Origin of the sequence: Marinilactibacillus sp. Marseille-P9653, from assembly GCF_916618885.1 — a bacterium.
Taxonomy (GTDB): Bacteria; Bacillota; Bacilli; order Lactobacillales; family Carnobacteriaceae_A; genus Marinilactibacillus.
The window spans coordinates 1,717,404-1,733,430 of record NZ_CAKAKH010000001.1; the positions used below are offsets into that span (position 1 = coordinate 1,717,404).

At 37.0% G+C, this 16,027-nt stretch carries 16 protein-coding genes; 1 reads left to right on the forward strand and 15 read right to left on the reverse strand.

Annotated elements, in window-relative coordinates:
• Positions 1 to 22 precede the first annotated feature (22 nt).
• Positions 23 to 1,681 carry a DAK2 domain-containing protein gene (locus LG377_RS08405; protein WP_225744216.1) on the reverse strand — a complete coding sequence of 553 codons (1,659 nt, stop codon included), beginning with the start codon at positions 1,679 to 1,681 and terminating at the stop codon, positions 23 to 25.
• 52 nt (positions 1,682 to 1,733) lie between these two features.
• Positions 1,734 to 2,087 (reverse strand): Asp23/Gls24 family envelope stress response protein, encoded by a 354-nt coding sequence (locus tag LG377_RS08410; RefSeq protein WP_225744217.1) that lies wholly within the window; start codon positions 2,085 to 2,087, stop codon positions 1,734 to 1,736.
• 293 nt (positions 2,088 to 2,380) lie between these two features.
• Here LG377_RS08410 and rpmB point away from each other — a divergent pair, with 293 nt between their 5' ends.
• Entirely contained in the window at positions 2,381 to 2,569 is a 189-nt protein-coding gene (gene rpmB, locus LG377_RS08415; RefSeq protein ID WP_225744218.1) for a 50S ribosomal protein L28, read from the forward strand.
• A 125-nt stretch (positions 2,570 to 2,694) separates the two neighbouring features.
• Here rpmB and LG377_RS08420 read toward each other — a convergent pair whose 3' ends face one another.
• The 13 genes from LG377_RS08420 to gmk all read right to left on the reverse strand — a co-directional run bounded on the left by LG377_RS08420 (position 2,695) and on the right by gmk (position 16,010).
• Positions 2,695 to 3,075 carry a PilZ domain-containing protein gene (locus LG377_RS08420; RefSeq protein WP_225744219.1) on the reverse strand — a complete coding sequence of 127 codons (381 nt, stop codon included), beginning with the start codon at positions 3,073 to 3,075 and terminating at the stop codon, positions 2,695 to 2,697.
• A 311-nt stretch (positions 3,076 to 3,386) separates the two neighbouring features.
• Entirely contained in the window at positions 3,387 to 3,752 is a 366-nt protein-coding gene (locus tag LG377_RS08425) for a hypothetical protein (protein ID WP_225744220.1), read from the reverse strand.
• Between the two features lie 148 nt (positions 3,753 to 3,900).
• Positions 3,901 to 4,554, reverse strand: coding sequence for a thiamine diphosphokinase (locus LG377_RS08430; RefSeq protein WP_225744221.1), 654 nt, complete (start codon positions 4,552 to 4,554; stop codon positions 3,901 to 3,903).
• Positions 4,555 to 5,205 carry a ribulose-phosphate 3-epimerase gene (gene rpe / locus LG377_RS08435; RefSeq protein WP_225744222.1) on the reverse strand — a complete coding sequence of 217 codons (651 nt, stop codon included), beginning with the start codon at positions 5,203 to 5,205 and terminating at the stop codon, positions 4,555 to 4,557.
• Positions 5,205 to 6,119 (reverse strand): ribosome small subunit-dependent GTPase A, encoded by a 915-nt coding sequence (gene rsgA / locus LG377_RS08440; protein WP_225744223.1) that lies wholly within the window; start codon positions 6,117 to 6,119, stop codon positions 5,205 to 5,207. Before rsgA ends, rpe begins: the two co-directional genes overlap by 1 nt.
• A gap of 24 nt (positions 6,120 to 6,143) precedes the next feature.
• Entirely contained in the window at positions 6,144 to 8,135 is a 1,992-nt protein-coding gene (pknB, locus tag LG377_RS08445; RefSeq protein WP_225744224.1) for a Stk1 family PASTA domain-containing Ser/Thr kinase, read from the reverse strand.
• Positions 8,136 to 8,915: a Stp1/IreP family PP2C-type Ser/Thr phosphatase gene (locus tag LG377_RS08450; RefSeq protein WP_225744658.1), complete on the reverse strand. Its 780-nt coding sequence runs from the start codon at positions 8,913 to 8,915 to the stop codon at positions 8,136 to 8,138. It abuts the gene before it with no gap.
• 120 nt (positions 8,916 to 9,035) lie between these two features.
• Positions 9,036 to 10,391: a 16S rRNA (cytosine(967)-C(5))-methyltransferase RsmB gene (gene rsmB, locus LG377_RS08455; RefSeq protein ID WP_225744225.1), complete on the reverse strand. Its 1,356-nt coding sequence runs from the start codon at positions 10,389 to 10,391 to the stop codon at positions 9,036 to 9,038.
• Positions 10,381 to 11,328 (reverse strand): methionyl-tRNA formyltransferase, encoded by a 948-nt coding sequence (fmt, locus tag LG377_RS08460; protein ID WP_225744226.1) that lies wholly within the window; start codon positions 11,326 to 11,328, stop codon positions 10,381 to 10,383. Before fmt ends, rsmB begins: the two co-directional genes overlap by 11 nt.
• A gap of 25 nt (positions 11,329 to 11,353) precedes the next feature.
• Positions 11,354 to 13,771 carry a primosomal protein N' gene (gene priA, locus LG377_RS08465; RefSeq protein WP_225744227.1) on the reverse strand — a complete coding sequence of 806 codons (2,418 nt, stop codon included), beginning with the start codon at positions 13,769 to 13,771 and terminating at the stop codon, positions 11,354 to 11,356.
• A 13-nt stretch (positions 13,772 to 13,784) separates the two neighbouring features.
• Positions 13,785 to 14,978 carry a bifunctional phosphopantothenoylcysteine decarboxylase/phosphopantothenate--cysteine ligase CoaBC gene (coaBC, locus tag LG377_RS08470; protein ID WP_370632549.1) on the reverse strand — a complete coding sequence of 398 codons (1,194 nt, stop codon included), beginning with the start codon at positions 14,976 to 14,978 and terminating at the stop codon, positions 13,785 to 13,787.
• A 200-nt stretch (positions 14,979 to 15,178) separates the two neighbouring features.
• Positions 15,179 to 15,391 carry a DNA-directed RNA polymerase subunit omega gene (gene rpoZ / locus LG377_RS08475; RefSeq protein WP_225744228.1) on the reverse strand — a complete coding sequence of 71 codons (213 nt, stop codon included), beginning with the start codon at positions 15,389 to 15,391 and terminating at the stop codon, positions 15,179 to 15,181.
• 1 nt (position 15,392) lies between these two features.
• The gene (gene gmk, locus LG377_RS08480) at positions 15,393 to 16,010 is read right to left on the reverse strand and encodes a guanylate kinase (protein ID WP_225744229.1); all 618 of its coding nucleotides are present in this window, start codon (positions 16,008 to 16,010) and stop codon (positions 15,393 to 15,395) included.
• Positions 16,011 to 16,027: the final 17 nt, after the last annotated feature.

Here is a 16,027-nt window from a genome sequence, read left to right on the forward strand (position 1 = left end):
ATGACGATTAAAATAATGGCTTTTATTCTACTGAAATCAGATACGGATAGACAGGTTGTCCACCTTCGTGGATTTCAACTTCTATCTCTTCATACTTTTCTCCAACAGCTTTTCCTATCTCTTCAGCAACTTCTCGTGAGCCATCTTCTCCATAAAGAAGAGTCAGAATCTCACTTTCGTCGTTAATCATTTGATCGATAGTATCTAGAGTGACTTGTTTGATATCAGTAGCTGAAACTTTTATTGTTCCATCAATAATACCCATGAAATCATCTTTTTTGATTGTAACGCCATTGATTTCCGTATCACGAACAGCAAAGGTTACTTGACCTGAGACAACGGCTTTTAATTCTGCTGTCATATCTTCTTTGTTGGTTGCAAGATCATGAGTCGCATTAAAGCCTAACATTGAAGTCAAACCTTGTTGGATTGTTCTTGTCTCCACAACAACTGTATCAACTTCAGAAACTTCTGCCGCTTGCTCTGCAGCCATGAAGATATTCTTGTTGTTTGGAAGGATAATATATTGTTTAGCTGGTACTTCTCCCATTGCTTTTACAATGTCTTCTGTACTCGGGTTCATTGTCTGTCCGCCTAGAAGTACGTAATCGACTCCTAAACTTTCAAACAGTTTCTTGATACCCTCGCCAGCAGCCACTGCAACTACAGCAATCTCTTTTTCTTCAGCTTTCTTTTTAGGCGTAGCTGTATCAGAAGATAACGCAGAATGCTGTTCTCTCATGTTGTCTACTTTAATTTTCATTAGCGAACCGAATTTTTGTCCATAATTCATAACTTCTCCAGGATGCTCTGTATGAACATGAACTTTGATAACTTCATCATCGGCTACTACAAGTAAAGAATCTCCCATCTTATCAAGATGATTGCGGAAATGATCGTAATCAAATTCACTATCAACCGTTTCGCCTTCACCGATACGAACCATGATCTCAGTACAGTATCCAAATGTGATATCTTCTGTATGCACGTGTTCATGAACGTCACTTCTATGGTGCTCAGCACGAACAAGCTCTTCAAGTTCTGGAGTTTCCTCTACCGGCGCTTCTCCAGTTAATGACGACAAGAAACCTTCATATACGTATACTAGCCCTTGTCCACCACTATCTACAACGCCAACTTCTTTAAGTACTGGTAATAGATCCGGGGTTTTTTTAAGTGATTTTTTTGCTGACGATAAAACTTTTTCCATTACTTCAATGATATTATCTGTTTCTTTTGCTTTTTTCACACCTGATTTAGCGGATTCTCTTGCTACAGTCAAAATAGTTCCTTCTACAGGTTTCATGACAGCATTATAAGCAGACTCCACACCATTTTGGAATGCAGCTGCAAATTGTTTTGAATCGATTGTTTTATGTTCTTGAATCTCTTTTGCAAACCCTCTGAAAAGTTGTGATAAAATTACTCCAGAATTTCCTCTAGCACCCATCAACAATCCTTTTGCCAAGGCTTGAGCGATTTCTCCTAGATGATCACTATCTGTTTCTTTTACTGCTTTTGCTCCACTTGTAAAAGACAAATTCATATTTGTACCAGTATCTCCATCTGGAACCGGAAATACGTTCAGAGAGTTGACGTATTCAGTATTGTCGTCCAGTCTCGTTCTACCGGCTGCAACCATATTTTTGAATTCTTCAGATGTTAAATTTAATACTTCCACTTTATTGATTTCCTCCCTTGTCACAAGGATTTGTGACTATGGTATTCTCTATTTATACGCGTACGCCTTGTACGAAAACATTTACTGATTTAGCTTTAATACCAAGATTTGCTTCTAATTGATAAATCACATGTTCTTGAACGTTTTTTGATACTTCAGAAATTTTAGTACCGTAACTAACGATAATATAAACATCAATTACAATTTCTTCATCTTCTTGTCTTACAACAATTCCGCGCGAATAGTTTTCACGATTCAAAATCTCAATGAGTCCATCACGTACTTGTTTTCGGCTAGCCATGCCTACGATACCAAAATTTTCTGTTGCGGCTCCGCCTACCACAGTTGCGATTACCTCATTTGAAATTTCAACATTGCCGAATTGAGTTTTCAGATTTACTGTCATTAATGATTTTCCCCTCTCTATTCAAAATTCTCATGATCACAATTAAAGATGATTTTTATTTTCATGAATTACAAATTGAATACTCAAACATATTTTAGCATATCGTGTTTTATAATGGAAGACAATACCTATTTTATAAGTTTTAGCTCTCTTATCGAGATTTCACTGTCAAGGTACATTACTTGAAAGAATGATAATATTTTCTTGCTTGTTTGTTATGTCTATGGTATCTTATATAAGTATGATTTAGCTTCTTATCGTAGAAGCTATTGCGTAAAGGAGGAGAGTTAATTATGACTAAAGAATGTTTCGTAACTGGACGTAAAGCTAGAAGTGGAAATAACCGCTCACACGCTAACAATAAATCTAAACGTCGCTTCGCTGCAAACTTGCAAAAAGTACGTATTATGGTTGATGGACAACCTAAAAAAGTATGGGTTTCTACACGTGCCCTTAAATCAGGTAAAGTAGAACGCGTATAATTCTTAATGAGTCTTAGAGCCAACAAACGTTGAATATTCAATGGTTGTTGGTTTTTTGTTTGTCATTTTTCGTTAAACTATAAGCCAAAAAAAGAAACCAGCACTGGGCTCGCTTCTCATTTTGATTATGCCTCTTCATTTTCAAAGATATTGTCTCGATAATGCTTACTTTGATATTTATTAATTCTTCTGATCAATTCTGATTCTTCTTTAGTCGACACAGAAACCAATTTAACACCGTATCGAATATATCGATCCTCATCTTCTGAATACTTTCTTACAATACATCCCACCAGCTCAAACTTTTCACCTGCTAAATCGAACTGAAAATTGTATTTAAGAAATTCGGATATCAGAAATTTTTCTCTACTCACAAAAGAAAGCCCGTTTCCGCTTATATCGACCAGCGTAATTTCGTATGTAGTATCTTTTTTTCCTGGAAGAATCATGATGGCATCTTTAAACCCTTTTATCCTAACTCTGAAAAACTTTCTTCTATTGATCATTTAATTTTACCTCTTCTCATTCAATTTAGATAGATTTTTGAAGACGTTCTTTCTTACTATGTATGTTGTTTATTTATTCAGTTAATTTCGCTTTTCTATTTTAACATAAAATAGTCAGTCAGTAGAGGTACGAACTAAATTTTATCTCTAAGTTAAAAAGCGACTATTCTAACTAAGATTGTTTAATACTATACTTGAATACTATCTAAGCATACACAAAAGGTCTCTTCCAGTCTAGAAGAGACCTGTTATATTATTCAAATAAGACTTATCATAAACCTTAATTTGTTTTAGAGATCTACTTATTTTTCCTAACGATTCAACATTTCTAATTTTCGAATCAACACCGTTTGATGTTCTTTGATACCAATCAATGTAGGTCTGATCACTAATTTATAAGTCTGATCCCCAGTTTTAAATACGACTTTCTTCATATATAATCCACTAAGATTAAAGCTATCAATTGACTCAATAGGAATAACCGTTGCAACTTTTTCTTCTAGCTTGAAATTCAGTTGAACTAATGTAAGATTCGTTTCATCCAATACAACAATGTAAAACTTGGGCATCGGAATAGATAATAGTTTTGATTGTTCTGCGTAACCTGAAACAGCTGTATCGTTCCCATATTTTTCTTTCATTTCATTCAGAAAGTCTTTAGTAACTACTAGTGGCATAGAGCTCATCCCTTTTATGTTTACTTTACCGTATTCCTCTATGATTACCTATTAAAACACTCGTAGATACAGAAAAATCAGATTTGATGAGAATGAATAAAAGTTTCCTTAGCAACTTTTATTTTGATTCCCTCAAATCTAATTTTTTTTAAAGTGTATTGTCTCTACTTTGCACAAAGGCGACGAGTCCTTTTTTGAATGAAAAATACGCGTGGGGTTCTATAAATTCATTACTGATCAATGCAATTGGATAATCATAATTGGTGTCTGATACAGTGTATTTAAAGCCATTACCAATCGTCATTTCTTCTATGGGAGTCAATCCGATGATCGAACAGTATTGCTTATCCGCCTCTTTTTGGACACTATACTCTCCAGAACTATAGAAGTGGATAGAATTCGTCTGATCCACAAATATCAGATTTGAAACCAGTTGTTCAAACCTTGGTTGTAGTGGAATCATTAACGTACTCATCAGATGATCGATACGCCCTCCTGCCCAGCCATATAGATATATTTTTTCTACATTGAACAGTTTTTCTGCATAAACGAGACTAAGTTCAGCATCTGTGTCATCTTTTTCAGGTTTGAATGGAATCACTTTTTTTGCCTTATGCTCAATCAGACTTTTCTCTTCTTTTGTTATAGAATCAAAATCTCCCAATACTAGATCGGGCGTATACCCCTTTTCCACTAGAAAAAGTCCGCCCCTATCAACACCTACATATATATCCTTAAGATTCTTTTCTGGGAGGACATTTTGCTTGTCTGGACTTCCCAATACGATGTGCACTACACTCATTTAATTCACCGCATGCTTTAAATTGGTTATTTGTCCTTCTGGATCTTCAGCTCCGTATACATAAGATCCTGCTACAAAGACATCTGTTCCAGCTTCTCTACAAAGTTTTGCTGTCTCAGGTACAATTCCACCATCGACTTCAATGAGGAAATTGAATTGCTGCTCTTTTCTGATCGCATCCAATTCACTAATTTTCTGTGTCGTTTCAGGTAAGAAACTTTGTCCGCCAAATCCTGGATTGACCGTCATAACTAGTACCATGTCGACCATATGAAGTAGAGGCTTAATGGAATCAACTGAAGTTCCAGGATTAATGACGATTCCTGCTTTCACACCATGCGTTTTAATGAGTTGTAACGCCCGATGGATATGGGGTGTACTCTCAAAGTGAACAGATATATAATCTGCGCCTGCTTTTGCAAAATCTTCAATATAATTTTCAGGGTTCTCAATCATTAAATGGCAATCAAGAGGTAGAGAAGTATGCGGTCTGATAGCCTCTACAACATTATAGCCAAAAGTGATATTTGGAACAAAATGACCGTCCATAACGTCGACATGAATCCAGTCCGCTCCGCCTTGTTCCACTAAAGCAATTTGTTCTTTTAGTCTAGAAAAATCTGCACTTAAAATCGAAGGTGCTATCTTCATTAAAACGCTCCTTTTTTCTTATAACGTGGTTTTCGGTTCTTAATTTCTTCTAAGAAAAGCAAGTAATGATCATATCTATATTGTGAGATTGTATGCTGTTCAACAGCGTTTTTAACGGCACACTTAGGTTCTTCTAAGTGAATACAACCACTGAATTTACATTCCGATCTTAATGCCCACATTTCAGGGAAATATTCCGTCAATTCTTCTGCTTCAATATCATCGAAATTCAAAGAACTGAATCCCGGGGTATCTGCTATTAGACTATCCATCAATGGAATCAATTCGACATGTCTAGTCGTGTGCTTACCTCTACCTAAAGATTTAGACGTTTCTCCAGTTCTTAACTCAAGAGAGCCGTCAATCGTGTTCAATAAGGTTGACTTACCCGCTCCAGATTGCCCAATAAAGACAATCAACTTGCCTCCAAATTGATCCTTAAAGATTTTTTCAACTTGTTCTTTTTTATTCGTTTCAGACTCTTCTGTAAGAATAAACTGATAGCCAATCTCAGTATAGTCTTTCTGGTATTGAAGCATTTCCAGTCTTTGCTCTTCAGTTAATAGATCCAATTTTGTTATAAAAATAACTGGCTCTATATGTTTGGATTCAAGCATCACTAAGAATCGGTCTAGGAGTTGTGTCGAAAATCCAGGATCAATTGCTGACATGATAATAATGCCTACATCTACATTTGCTACTTGAGGTCTTGTTAATTCATTTTTTCGATCAAGAAGATTTTGAATAACACCTTCTGTTAAGTTGCCACTTTCGAATTCCACATAATCTCCAACCAAAGGCGTCAAATTCTGATTTCTAAAAACCCCTCTAGCTCTTGTTTGATATATTGTTTTGGAATCATCCGTTACATAATAAAATCCGCTAAGTGCCTTTGTTATCTGTCCTTTTTGCAAATAGTTCCTTCCCTTCTAATAATTTTATTCCGTTAAGCCAGATTCTTCCATTATAACTTCGTCGTCACGTTCTACTCTATAACTAGCAGATTGTCCTTCTTCAACAACAAAACTCAAGATTTCAGGAGTATCCTCAGTAATCTCGTATTCTTTAAAAACTGTATCAATGGAGTTTTCTGCGTCTTCTATATAGATTCTGATCAGATTTGGCACAGGTTCTGGCGCTGGCTCTTCTTCCTCTTCAGATTCTGGATCTTGATCCTGATCGGGCTCTTCTTCTAATGGTTCGTAAGGAATAATAATCCCTTCATCAAATGTTGACTGTGAGACTTCTTCTGGTCCTGTAGAAAACACAACGGAAATACGTCTTCCTGAATAAATGGTTGTTCCAGCTTCCGGCGACTGACTACTGACTTGTCCAGCAGGAATTTCATCACTCGGTTCATCTGTACTAGATATGGATAAACCCAGTTCATCTGCATAGTCTAAAACACCCGCTTCTGAATATCCAGTCAAATCTCTTAAAGTATAACCTGCCTGTCCTGTACTGACAGTTAGCGTGATGGTTGTTTCTCCTGGAATGACTTCTTCTCCAGCTTTGATATCTTGAGAAACGATATTTCCTTCTGCTATTGTATCACTACTTTGTTGGACACTCTCAACAGTAAATCCTAATGTAGTCAGTTCTGCCCGAATGTCTTCGTAAACTTCCCCTTCATAATCTTCAACTTCATAAGGTTCTTGTCCAGTACTAACATAAAGAATAACCTCAGCTTCTTCTCTCAGTGTAGAGCCTGCTGCAGGATTAGAGCGAATCACATCGCCTGATTCTATCTCTTCACTAGCCTGCTCTATCGGTTCGCCAAGTGTTAAGTTTAATTCCGTTAGTTGTTCTTCAGCCGCTTCTTGTGTCATTCCAGCAAGTTCTGGAACCGTGACTTCTCCAGGTCTTGTGAAGAATCCAATGGCCCCTACAACGAACGTTAAGAATAAAAGGATCAGTACCAACCAGATCCATTTTCTTTTTTTACGTTTTTTAGGGGGAGTCTTTTCTTCAGCCTGTGGATCATCAGCGTTCTGTTTGACTTCGCTTTCTGACTGGTTCTGTTCTGGTTGATCAGGTACTACAATTGGCGTAATGACCATGGTATCTTCTTTATCAGAGTCTCTCGGTACAAACTTGCTTTCACTAGCTCTCTCAGGTGAAAGTGCCGTCATTAGATCTTCTTTCATCTCGTCAATGGTCTGATAGCGTTGGCTTGCTTCTTTTGCCGTTGCTTTTAAAACAACATTTTCCAGCGGCTGTGGAATACGGTTATCAATATCTCTGATAGACGGTAGCTCATTTTGAAAATGTTTCAATGCAATAGAAACAGCAGACTCACCATCGAAGGGAACATCTCCTGTTAGTAATTCAAACAACAAAATCCCTAATGAATAAATGTCCGACTGCTTGGTGGCCATACTTCCACGTGCTTGTTCAGGAGACAGGTAATGAACAGAACCTAGTAAAGAGTTGGTTTGCGTAATAGAATTTTGAGAAAGCGCCACAGCTATCCCGAAATCTGTTATTTTAACTGAATCATGATGATCAATTAAAATATTTTGTGGCTTGATATCTCTATGAATGATATGGTGCTGATGAGCGTACCGAACAGCATCTAGTATTTGACTCATTATACCAATCGATTTCTTATATGGAATTGGATGGTGATCATGGATATATTGCTTCAAATCTGTACCTTCTACGTATTCCATTACAATATAAGGATTTTCATCTTCTCCAACATCATAAATATTCACAATATTTGGATGGACGAGTTCTGTCGTTGCAAGTGCTTCTCTTTTAAACCTTCTAATACTGTTTTCGTCATTATGAAAATTATAAGCCATTAACTTAACAGCAACGTCTCTTTCCAGGATAAGGTCCTTAGCAAGGTAGACTTTAGCCATACCACCTGCACCAATACTCTTGATGACTTTGTACCTTCCATTGATTCTTTCTCCAGTCTCCATCTAATTCCCCTCCTTTTTTTCTACTGTTTGTTCAAGACCTAGGCTTTGTGGGGCAAGTTCTAGCAGACATACCGTAATATTATCCGTTGCGCCATTCTTTAAAGCTTGTTCAATTAATTCATCTGCTTTAGAGGCATCACTTTTGTTTTTAGAAACGATTGAAAGGATATCTTTTTCACTTATAGCATTCGTCAATCCATCAGAACAAAGCAGTAGTAATTGTTTTCCAGAGTTAGAAAAACTGAAAAAGTCAATTTTCACTTCAGAGCGAACCCCCAGAGAACGTGTAAGTGTATTTCGCTTCTCATGCGTTAATGCTTCTTCCTCTGTTATTTGCCCCGTCATTTTCAATTCATTGGCAAAAGAATGGTCTTCTGTGATGCGCGTAATAGAAGTTTCTTCTATAATATACGCTCTACTATCGCCAATATTTGCGATTACCGTCATTTCTTCAAATACAGCAGCTGCAACTAGTGTTGTCCCCATACCTTGAAGGTCTTTAAATATATTGGCAGCATCATAAATTCTCTTATTTTCTTCATTAATATGATTTTGAAACCAGTCTTCTACAGCTTCAATGTCTTTATTTTTAAAATCAGACTGTTCCCAGCTATTTCCTAGCTGCAAAACAGCCATTTCACTCGCAATATCACCGGCATTATGCCCACCCATCCCATCACATAAAACAGCTAACGTTTGATTATCTGCATTAACAAACGTAGAAACGTAGTCTTGATTCGAATCTCGCTTACCAATATTAGATCTAGTTGTAATGTTCAGTTTCGTTCACCTCTGATTTATAAATAACGTACTTTCTTCTGGTCTCTATGTACCTACCCAAATCATTGGATAGGTGCTTTTAACTATTAGTATGTCTTATTTTTTCTAGATGTACAAGTATCAATTCTCTTTAACTAATGAACAGATAAAGAAGCCATCCGTTTGATATTCATGAGGATACAGTCTTAACATATCGTCACTATCCAATTTCAATTGGTTACTTTCTAAAATCACTGGTTCTACTTTGAAATCAGGATGCTTTTCTAGGAAAGCTTGAATAACTTCTTCGTTTTCTTCTGGTGTTATGGTACACGTGCTATAAACTAGTCGACCTTTGGCTTTTAATAAAGGGGCCATGTGTGTCAAAATATCGATTTGTATTTTTTTCAAGGATCTTAGATCCTCTATTGTTTTAGAGTATCTGATTTCAGGTTTTCTTCTCATCAATCCTAAACCTGAACAAGGTGCATCCACTAGTATTTTCTCGAACGATTCAGCTTGAACTTCTTCACCAATTTTACGAGCATCTATATTTCTAGCTGTAACAACGGCTTCTACGTTCTGTCTCTTCGCGTTTTCTTCTATGAGCTTGATCTTATGCTTATGAAGATCAAGTGCCAGCACTTCTCCTCCTAGCTGAGCATCTAGATACGAAGCGATATGTGTTGTCTTACCACCAGGCGCTGCGCAAGCATCCAAAACTTTATCTCCTGGCTCTAATTGTAGCGAAGGTGCAACTAGCATTGAACTTTCGTCTTGAATCGTCAGTTTACCTGATTTAAATAACTCCGATTTTGCAGGCAATCCACTTTCACTGATCAAACCTTGAAGAGATACGATACTTCTCTTGACGCTATAACCTTCTGCTGTCAATTGCTCAATAGCTTCTTCGATCGTAATTTGTTTCTGATTCACTCGCAAGCTGACTTTTGATTTTTCAGAAAGAGATTGTGCATATTTTTCTGTTTCTTCAATCCCAATTTTATTTATACTTGTTTCAATCATCCAGTCAGGAAGACTATACTGGATACCCAGTCTCTTTACTGGATCTTCAATTTTAAGAAAATCCGGTTTTTCACTTCTCAAAACGTTTCTAAGCACACCGTTCACTAACCCAGCAATGCCTTTATGCCCTCTGGATTTAGCAATATTTACCGCTTCATTTAACACAGCGTGATCTGGAACGCGTTCAAGGTAATGTAACTGATAAACTGAAAGTCTTAAAAGTTCCAGCACCCAGTTTTCTAGCTTTTTTTTCTGATCAAGTAATGGTTCTAACGTGTAATCCAGCGTTCTTTTTCTTTGAATCACACCATAAACCAGTTCCGTTAATAAATTGCTGTCTTCTCTTGATAGCGCATGTTTTTCAATTGTCTGATTCAAGACAATATTACTGAATGCCCCTTTAGTATTCACTTTTTCAAGTATAGTCATAGCCAGATAGCGGCTACTGTTTCTAATCGTATTATTCGCCAAAGTTACATCCTTCTTTCAGTTGACTACCTGCACCAACAAGGTAATCTCTTGTTTTCATTTTTTGTTTCCCAAAGGGTTGGATTTCAATCAGTTCAATTAACGTTTTCGAACCACAAGCAACCACAATGGCATTTTTTTGAATTTCTTCAATCGTTCCGGGTTCTTTAGTAGCTGTACCTTCAACTGGGTTGACTGACCAAATTTTCATTCTTTTTCCTTGAAAATAAGTATGTGAACCTGGGAATGGTCTCAATCCTCTCACTTTACAGTCGATTTCTTCAGCTGTTTGATTGAAGTCGATTTTTTCCTGTTCTGAGTGAATCATAGGTGCATAAGTCACTTTACTCGGATCTTGCTCAATTGAAGGATTTGTTCTATTAAAAATAGCTGGCAATATCTCCATCAAAGTATCTCTTCCCAAGAGACTTAGTTTTTCAAACATGGATCCTACGTCATCTTGTTTTGTAATTGGTATCGTCTGTTGAGCAATAATATTCCCAGCATCCATTTCTTTTTCCATGTACATGATCGTAACACCCGTCTCATCATCTCCATTGATTATCGCTGAATGAATAGGTGCAGCACCACGATATTTTGGAAGAAGAGAGGCATGAACATTGATGGATTTGAATTCTGGGGTATAAAGTAATTTAGTTGGAACATATTGTCCATAAGCCGCAGTTATTAATAAATCTGGTTGCAAATCGAGAATTTGCTGCATTTCTTCAGATCCAGATAATTTTTCCGGCTGGTAAACTGGCAGATCCAGTTCTAGCGCTAAAGCTTTGACGGGTGGTGGTGTCAGAATTTTTTTCCGTCCTACTTTTCTATCTGGTTGTGTAACGACAGCAATAACCTCAACTTGATCTGATTCGGATAGTGCTTTCAATATAGGGACTGAGAACTGGGGAGTTCCCATAAAGACAATTTTATACACAGTGTTCCTCCTAATGATTGATTCTTTAAATGAAGTTCATGGGTTGCGCATCAATGGAAACGAAAAGACCTTTGGCCTGATCTTTTTGGCTATTCATCAATAGTTCATGCAATCTTTCAGACAACGCTGACTCTTTTTTATACTTTATAAGGGCTTGAAAATGATAACGATTATGTGTTCTAGCAATTGATTTAGGTGTTGGTCCTAAAACGATTGCTTTATCACTCAGCACCGGCTTAATAAAATGCATAAATTCTCCGATTTTTTTTGCGGCAGTCATTTCATTTTCATGGCTGACAGAGATACTGACCAGAAAATAGTAAGGACTATAATCACTGATATGCCTTAACTGCATTTCTCTTTTATAAAAAGCATTATAGTCATGTCTCTTTGCGTATTGAATGGCATAATGGTCTGGATTAAATGATTGTACATAGACTTTCCCTATTTTTTCAGCTCTACCTGCTCGTCCACTGACTTGCGTAAGTAGCTGGAAAGTTCTTTCCGCTGATCTAAAATCTGGCAGCCCTAGTGATGTATCTGCATTGATTACCCCAACTAGTGTAACATCTGGAAAATCCAGACCTTTTGCAATCATTTGAGTACCTAGCAAAATATCGGCCTTTTTATTGCCAAAATCACTCAGTAAGCGCTCATGAGCGCCTTTTCTTCTGGTCGTATCTACATCCATTCTAAGAATTCTAGCTTCCGGAAATAGTTCTTGTAATTCTTCTTGAACTTTTTGCGTTCCCGTTCCAAAATAACGGATACTCTTACTGCGACAACTTGGACAGATAGATGGAATCCCTTCTTCATGTCCGCAATAATGGCATTTCATGGTTTTTGTATCCATATGCAGTGTCTGCGAAATATCACAGTTCGGGCACTCCAACACAAATCCACAGTCTCGGCACATCACGAATGAAGAGTAACCTCTCCTATTTAACATCAAAACAGCCTGCTCATTTTTTTCTATTCGATCTTTAATGGCTGACTGTAATTCCATTGAGAAGTTGCTTCGATTCCCTATCTTGGCTTCTTCTCGCATATCAATGACTTTTACTTCTGGTAAAGCTTTCTTATTTGCCCGTTCATTTAATTCAAGTAAAGTATAAACGCCTTTACTTGCTCTTGCGCTAGATTCTAAGGATGGCGTCGCACTTCCTAAAATAACTGGACAGTTGTGGAAATCACCTCGCCATATTGCAATATCTCTCGCATGATACCTTGGGTTTTCTTCTTGTTTGTAGCTGGTCTCATGCTCTTCATCAATGATGATCAAGCCGATTTTTTTCAATGGCGCAAATACACTGGATCTAGCACCTACAACAACTGACGCTTCACCATTATTGATTTTGCGCCATTCATCGTACTTTTCACCTTCCGAAAGTCCACTGTGCAGCACAGCTACCTTTTCACCGAATCGACTTTTAAATCTGTATACCATTTGGGGTGTTAATGCAATTTCTGGAACGAGCATTAACGCTCCCTGATCTTGATCAATAACTTTTGAAATCGTCTGAAGATAAACTTCTGTTTTTCCGCTACCCGTTATGCCTTTCAACAAAAACACTTGATTTTCTTTGCTGTCCAGTTTTTGACTTATTTGATCATAGGCTACTTGCTGTTCATCGTTAAGCTTCAAATGATGGCTTTTATCAATAGTGATATCTTTAAAAGGATCTCGATAAACCTCAACATCTTTGATCTCTAGCCAGCCTTTTTTCTGAGCTTCATTGATAGAAGAAAGGGAAATTCCGTATTCTTCCTTAATCCACTTCGTATCAACCCATTCATTTTCTTGCATTGATTGTAAAACATTAATCAAAGCAATTTGCTTTTTAGCATTTTGTCTAAGTGTTTCACGTATTTCTTCCAATTGTTCAAAATCTAATACAGGTTTGATTTTCTTAACAGTTTTCTTCGTACGCTTATCCTTAACATTGTAATTAACCTCTACTTTATCTGCAGCTTTAAGTTCCAGCATCTGCTTGACTAAATTTCGATCAATCACTTCTTCCCAAGACAAGGTATCTTTACCTTTGAATAATTCAAAAAACAACTCTTCATCGATATCATCGACAACAGTGACTGTTTTTTTGTATTTTGCTCTTAATACTGCGGGAAGCATAGTCTGATAACAACTAATTTGAAAACTATACGTACTTCTAGCCATATATTCGCCAAGTTGAATCAATTCCGGTTTTAAAACTGGCGCAAGATCCATCAACTCATCGAGCTCTTTAAGTTCTCCTTCATAATCGCTCGACTCGAATATATTTGTAACGAACCCTTGTACTAATCGAGACCCTTTACCAAATGGAATTACTACTCTCATCCCTGGTTCTATACGCTGTTCGAACGCTTGAGGAATCTCATAGTGAAACGGTCTATTTGTTTGCAGTACTGGAACATCAACAATCACTTCGGCTACGTAAGGCATTTTGGTCTTCCTTTCATTCTAAACGTTCGATCAGTATTTCAATGATACTTTGAGCAATTTCTGCTTTCTTGGATAATTTAATGGTTACAGGCTGATTGATGTCTGAATATATTGTGACTTCATTATGATTGGAATTAAATCCTCTATCCTTTTTACCAACGTCGTTTGCTATGATTAGATCTGCATTTTTTTCAGTCAACTTTTTCAAAGCATAGGTTTCAATGTTTTCTGTTTCTGCGGCAAATCCAATTAAAAATTGTTTTGTTTTCTTTTTACCCATTTCTTTTAAAATATCTGGATTTTTTTTCAAATCAATCGTTAACTGATTTTGTTTTTTCATTTTATGTTCTTCAACTTTTAAAGGCGCATAGTCTGAAACAGCCGCCGCCATAATCAGCACATCTATTTCTTGAAACGCTTGATTAACGGCTTCGTACATCTGTGCAGCAGAATCAATTTGAATTCGGTTAATCTGTTTACGTGACGGCAAATCGCTCACTGTGATCAAGGTCACTTCTGCACCTGCATTCCATGCGGCTTCTGCAAGCGCATGTCCCATCTTTCCTGAAGAATCATTTGAGATAAAGCGAACCGGATCGATTCTCTCTTTCGTTCCTCCCGCAGTAATCAGTACTTTTTTCCCTTTTAATGGCAAACTTTCTCTGAATTCCATCAAGAAGCCTTCTAAAGCTTCAATAATGGCATCTGTTTCTGGAAATCTCCCTTTACCACTATAGCCTTCTGCGAGAAATCCAGTTTCAGGCTCCATGACATAATGGTTACGATTTCTCAGTGTTTCAATATTCTTTTGCGTCGCTGGATGCTCCAGCATATGCTCATTCATTGCTGGAACTAGAAATATTGGCGATACAGTTGCCAATAACGCCGACGTCACGAAATTATCAGCCATTCCATTTGCTAGTTTTGCAATTGTATTTGCTGTAGCGGGGGCAACAATAGAAACATCTGCCCAGTCGGCAAAATGTATATGCTGTACGTAGTGCGGATCTTCTTCTGAAAAGGTATCTATATGAACGGCATGCTTGCTCAACACTTGAAACGTCAATGGAGATACAAACTCTGTAGCTGAAGGGGTCATAGCAACTTGGACATCAGCGCCCATTTTAATGAATTCCCTCATCAAGCTAATAGACTTGTAAACAGCAATTCCACCCGTTACATAAAGAGCTACTTTTAAATTTTTCATGATCTACACATCCTCACTTATCTGATAAGATTATTTTACCAAGAAATAGAACGAAAGTCTTCAAGACCTCCATTTACTCTCGATAATAGATTTAAACTGGCTACTCATAAAAAAACCTCTGCCAGTGTTTATTGCAGATAAGAAGGTTCCTTTTCTACAATAACACAATACCCGCAGAGGTTTTGTTCATTTATACTCGTTTAGTGTTGGATACTTTCGGGATCTAGAACGATATCTCCAGATTCAATTTCTTCAAGAGCTCTACCTACATTTTTAATAGACTGATAGTCATCTAACAAATCTACGTTGTGACTACTTTGCATTTCTTTTGCTCTTTTAGAAGCAAGTATAACTAATGAATATTTTGAATCGATTTTGTCTAATAACTTATCTTGTGAAGGATATAATAACATATTATTCCATCTCCTCTATAATTTCTGCAAACTCTTTTAAATTACGTGTAACCTTAAGATGTTCACTTTCAATGATATTTCGAATTTTTCTAGCAGCATTATTAACTGTATCATTTTCTACCACATAATCATAGTATTGAATCAGTTTTAATTCTTCCACCGCTTTTGTCATACGTTTTTGGATCATCTCATGACTATCCGTTCCGCGATTGACAATACGCGAGTTCAGTTCTTCAAGATCCGGTGGGGATAAGAACACAAAAATACCTTCTGGCATTTTTTCTCTAACTTTCAGTGCTCCCTGTACTTCAATCTCTAGAAAAACATCTCTGCCTTCATCTAGTGTTTTATTGACATATTCTAAAGGTGTCCCATAATAATTACCGACGTATTCTGCATATTCAAGTAATCCGTCTTCTTGAATCAATTGTTCAAATTGTTCTTTCGTGCGAAAATAGTAGTCCACCGCTTCTACTTCGCCTGTTCTTTGCTTTCTAGTAGTCATTGAAACAGAGTATACAAAATCATTATTATAATTATCAAAAATGGCTTTTCTAACTGTCCCCTTGCCTACTCCTGACGGCCCAGATAGAACAATCAATAATCCTCGATCAGTCATTACTACTTCCTTCCCAA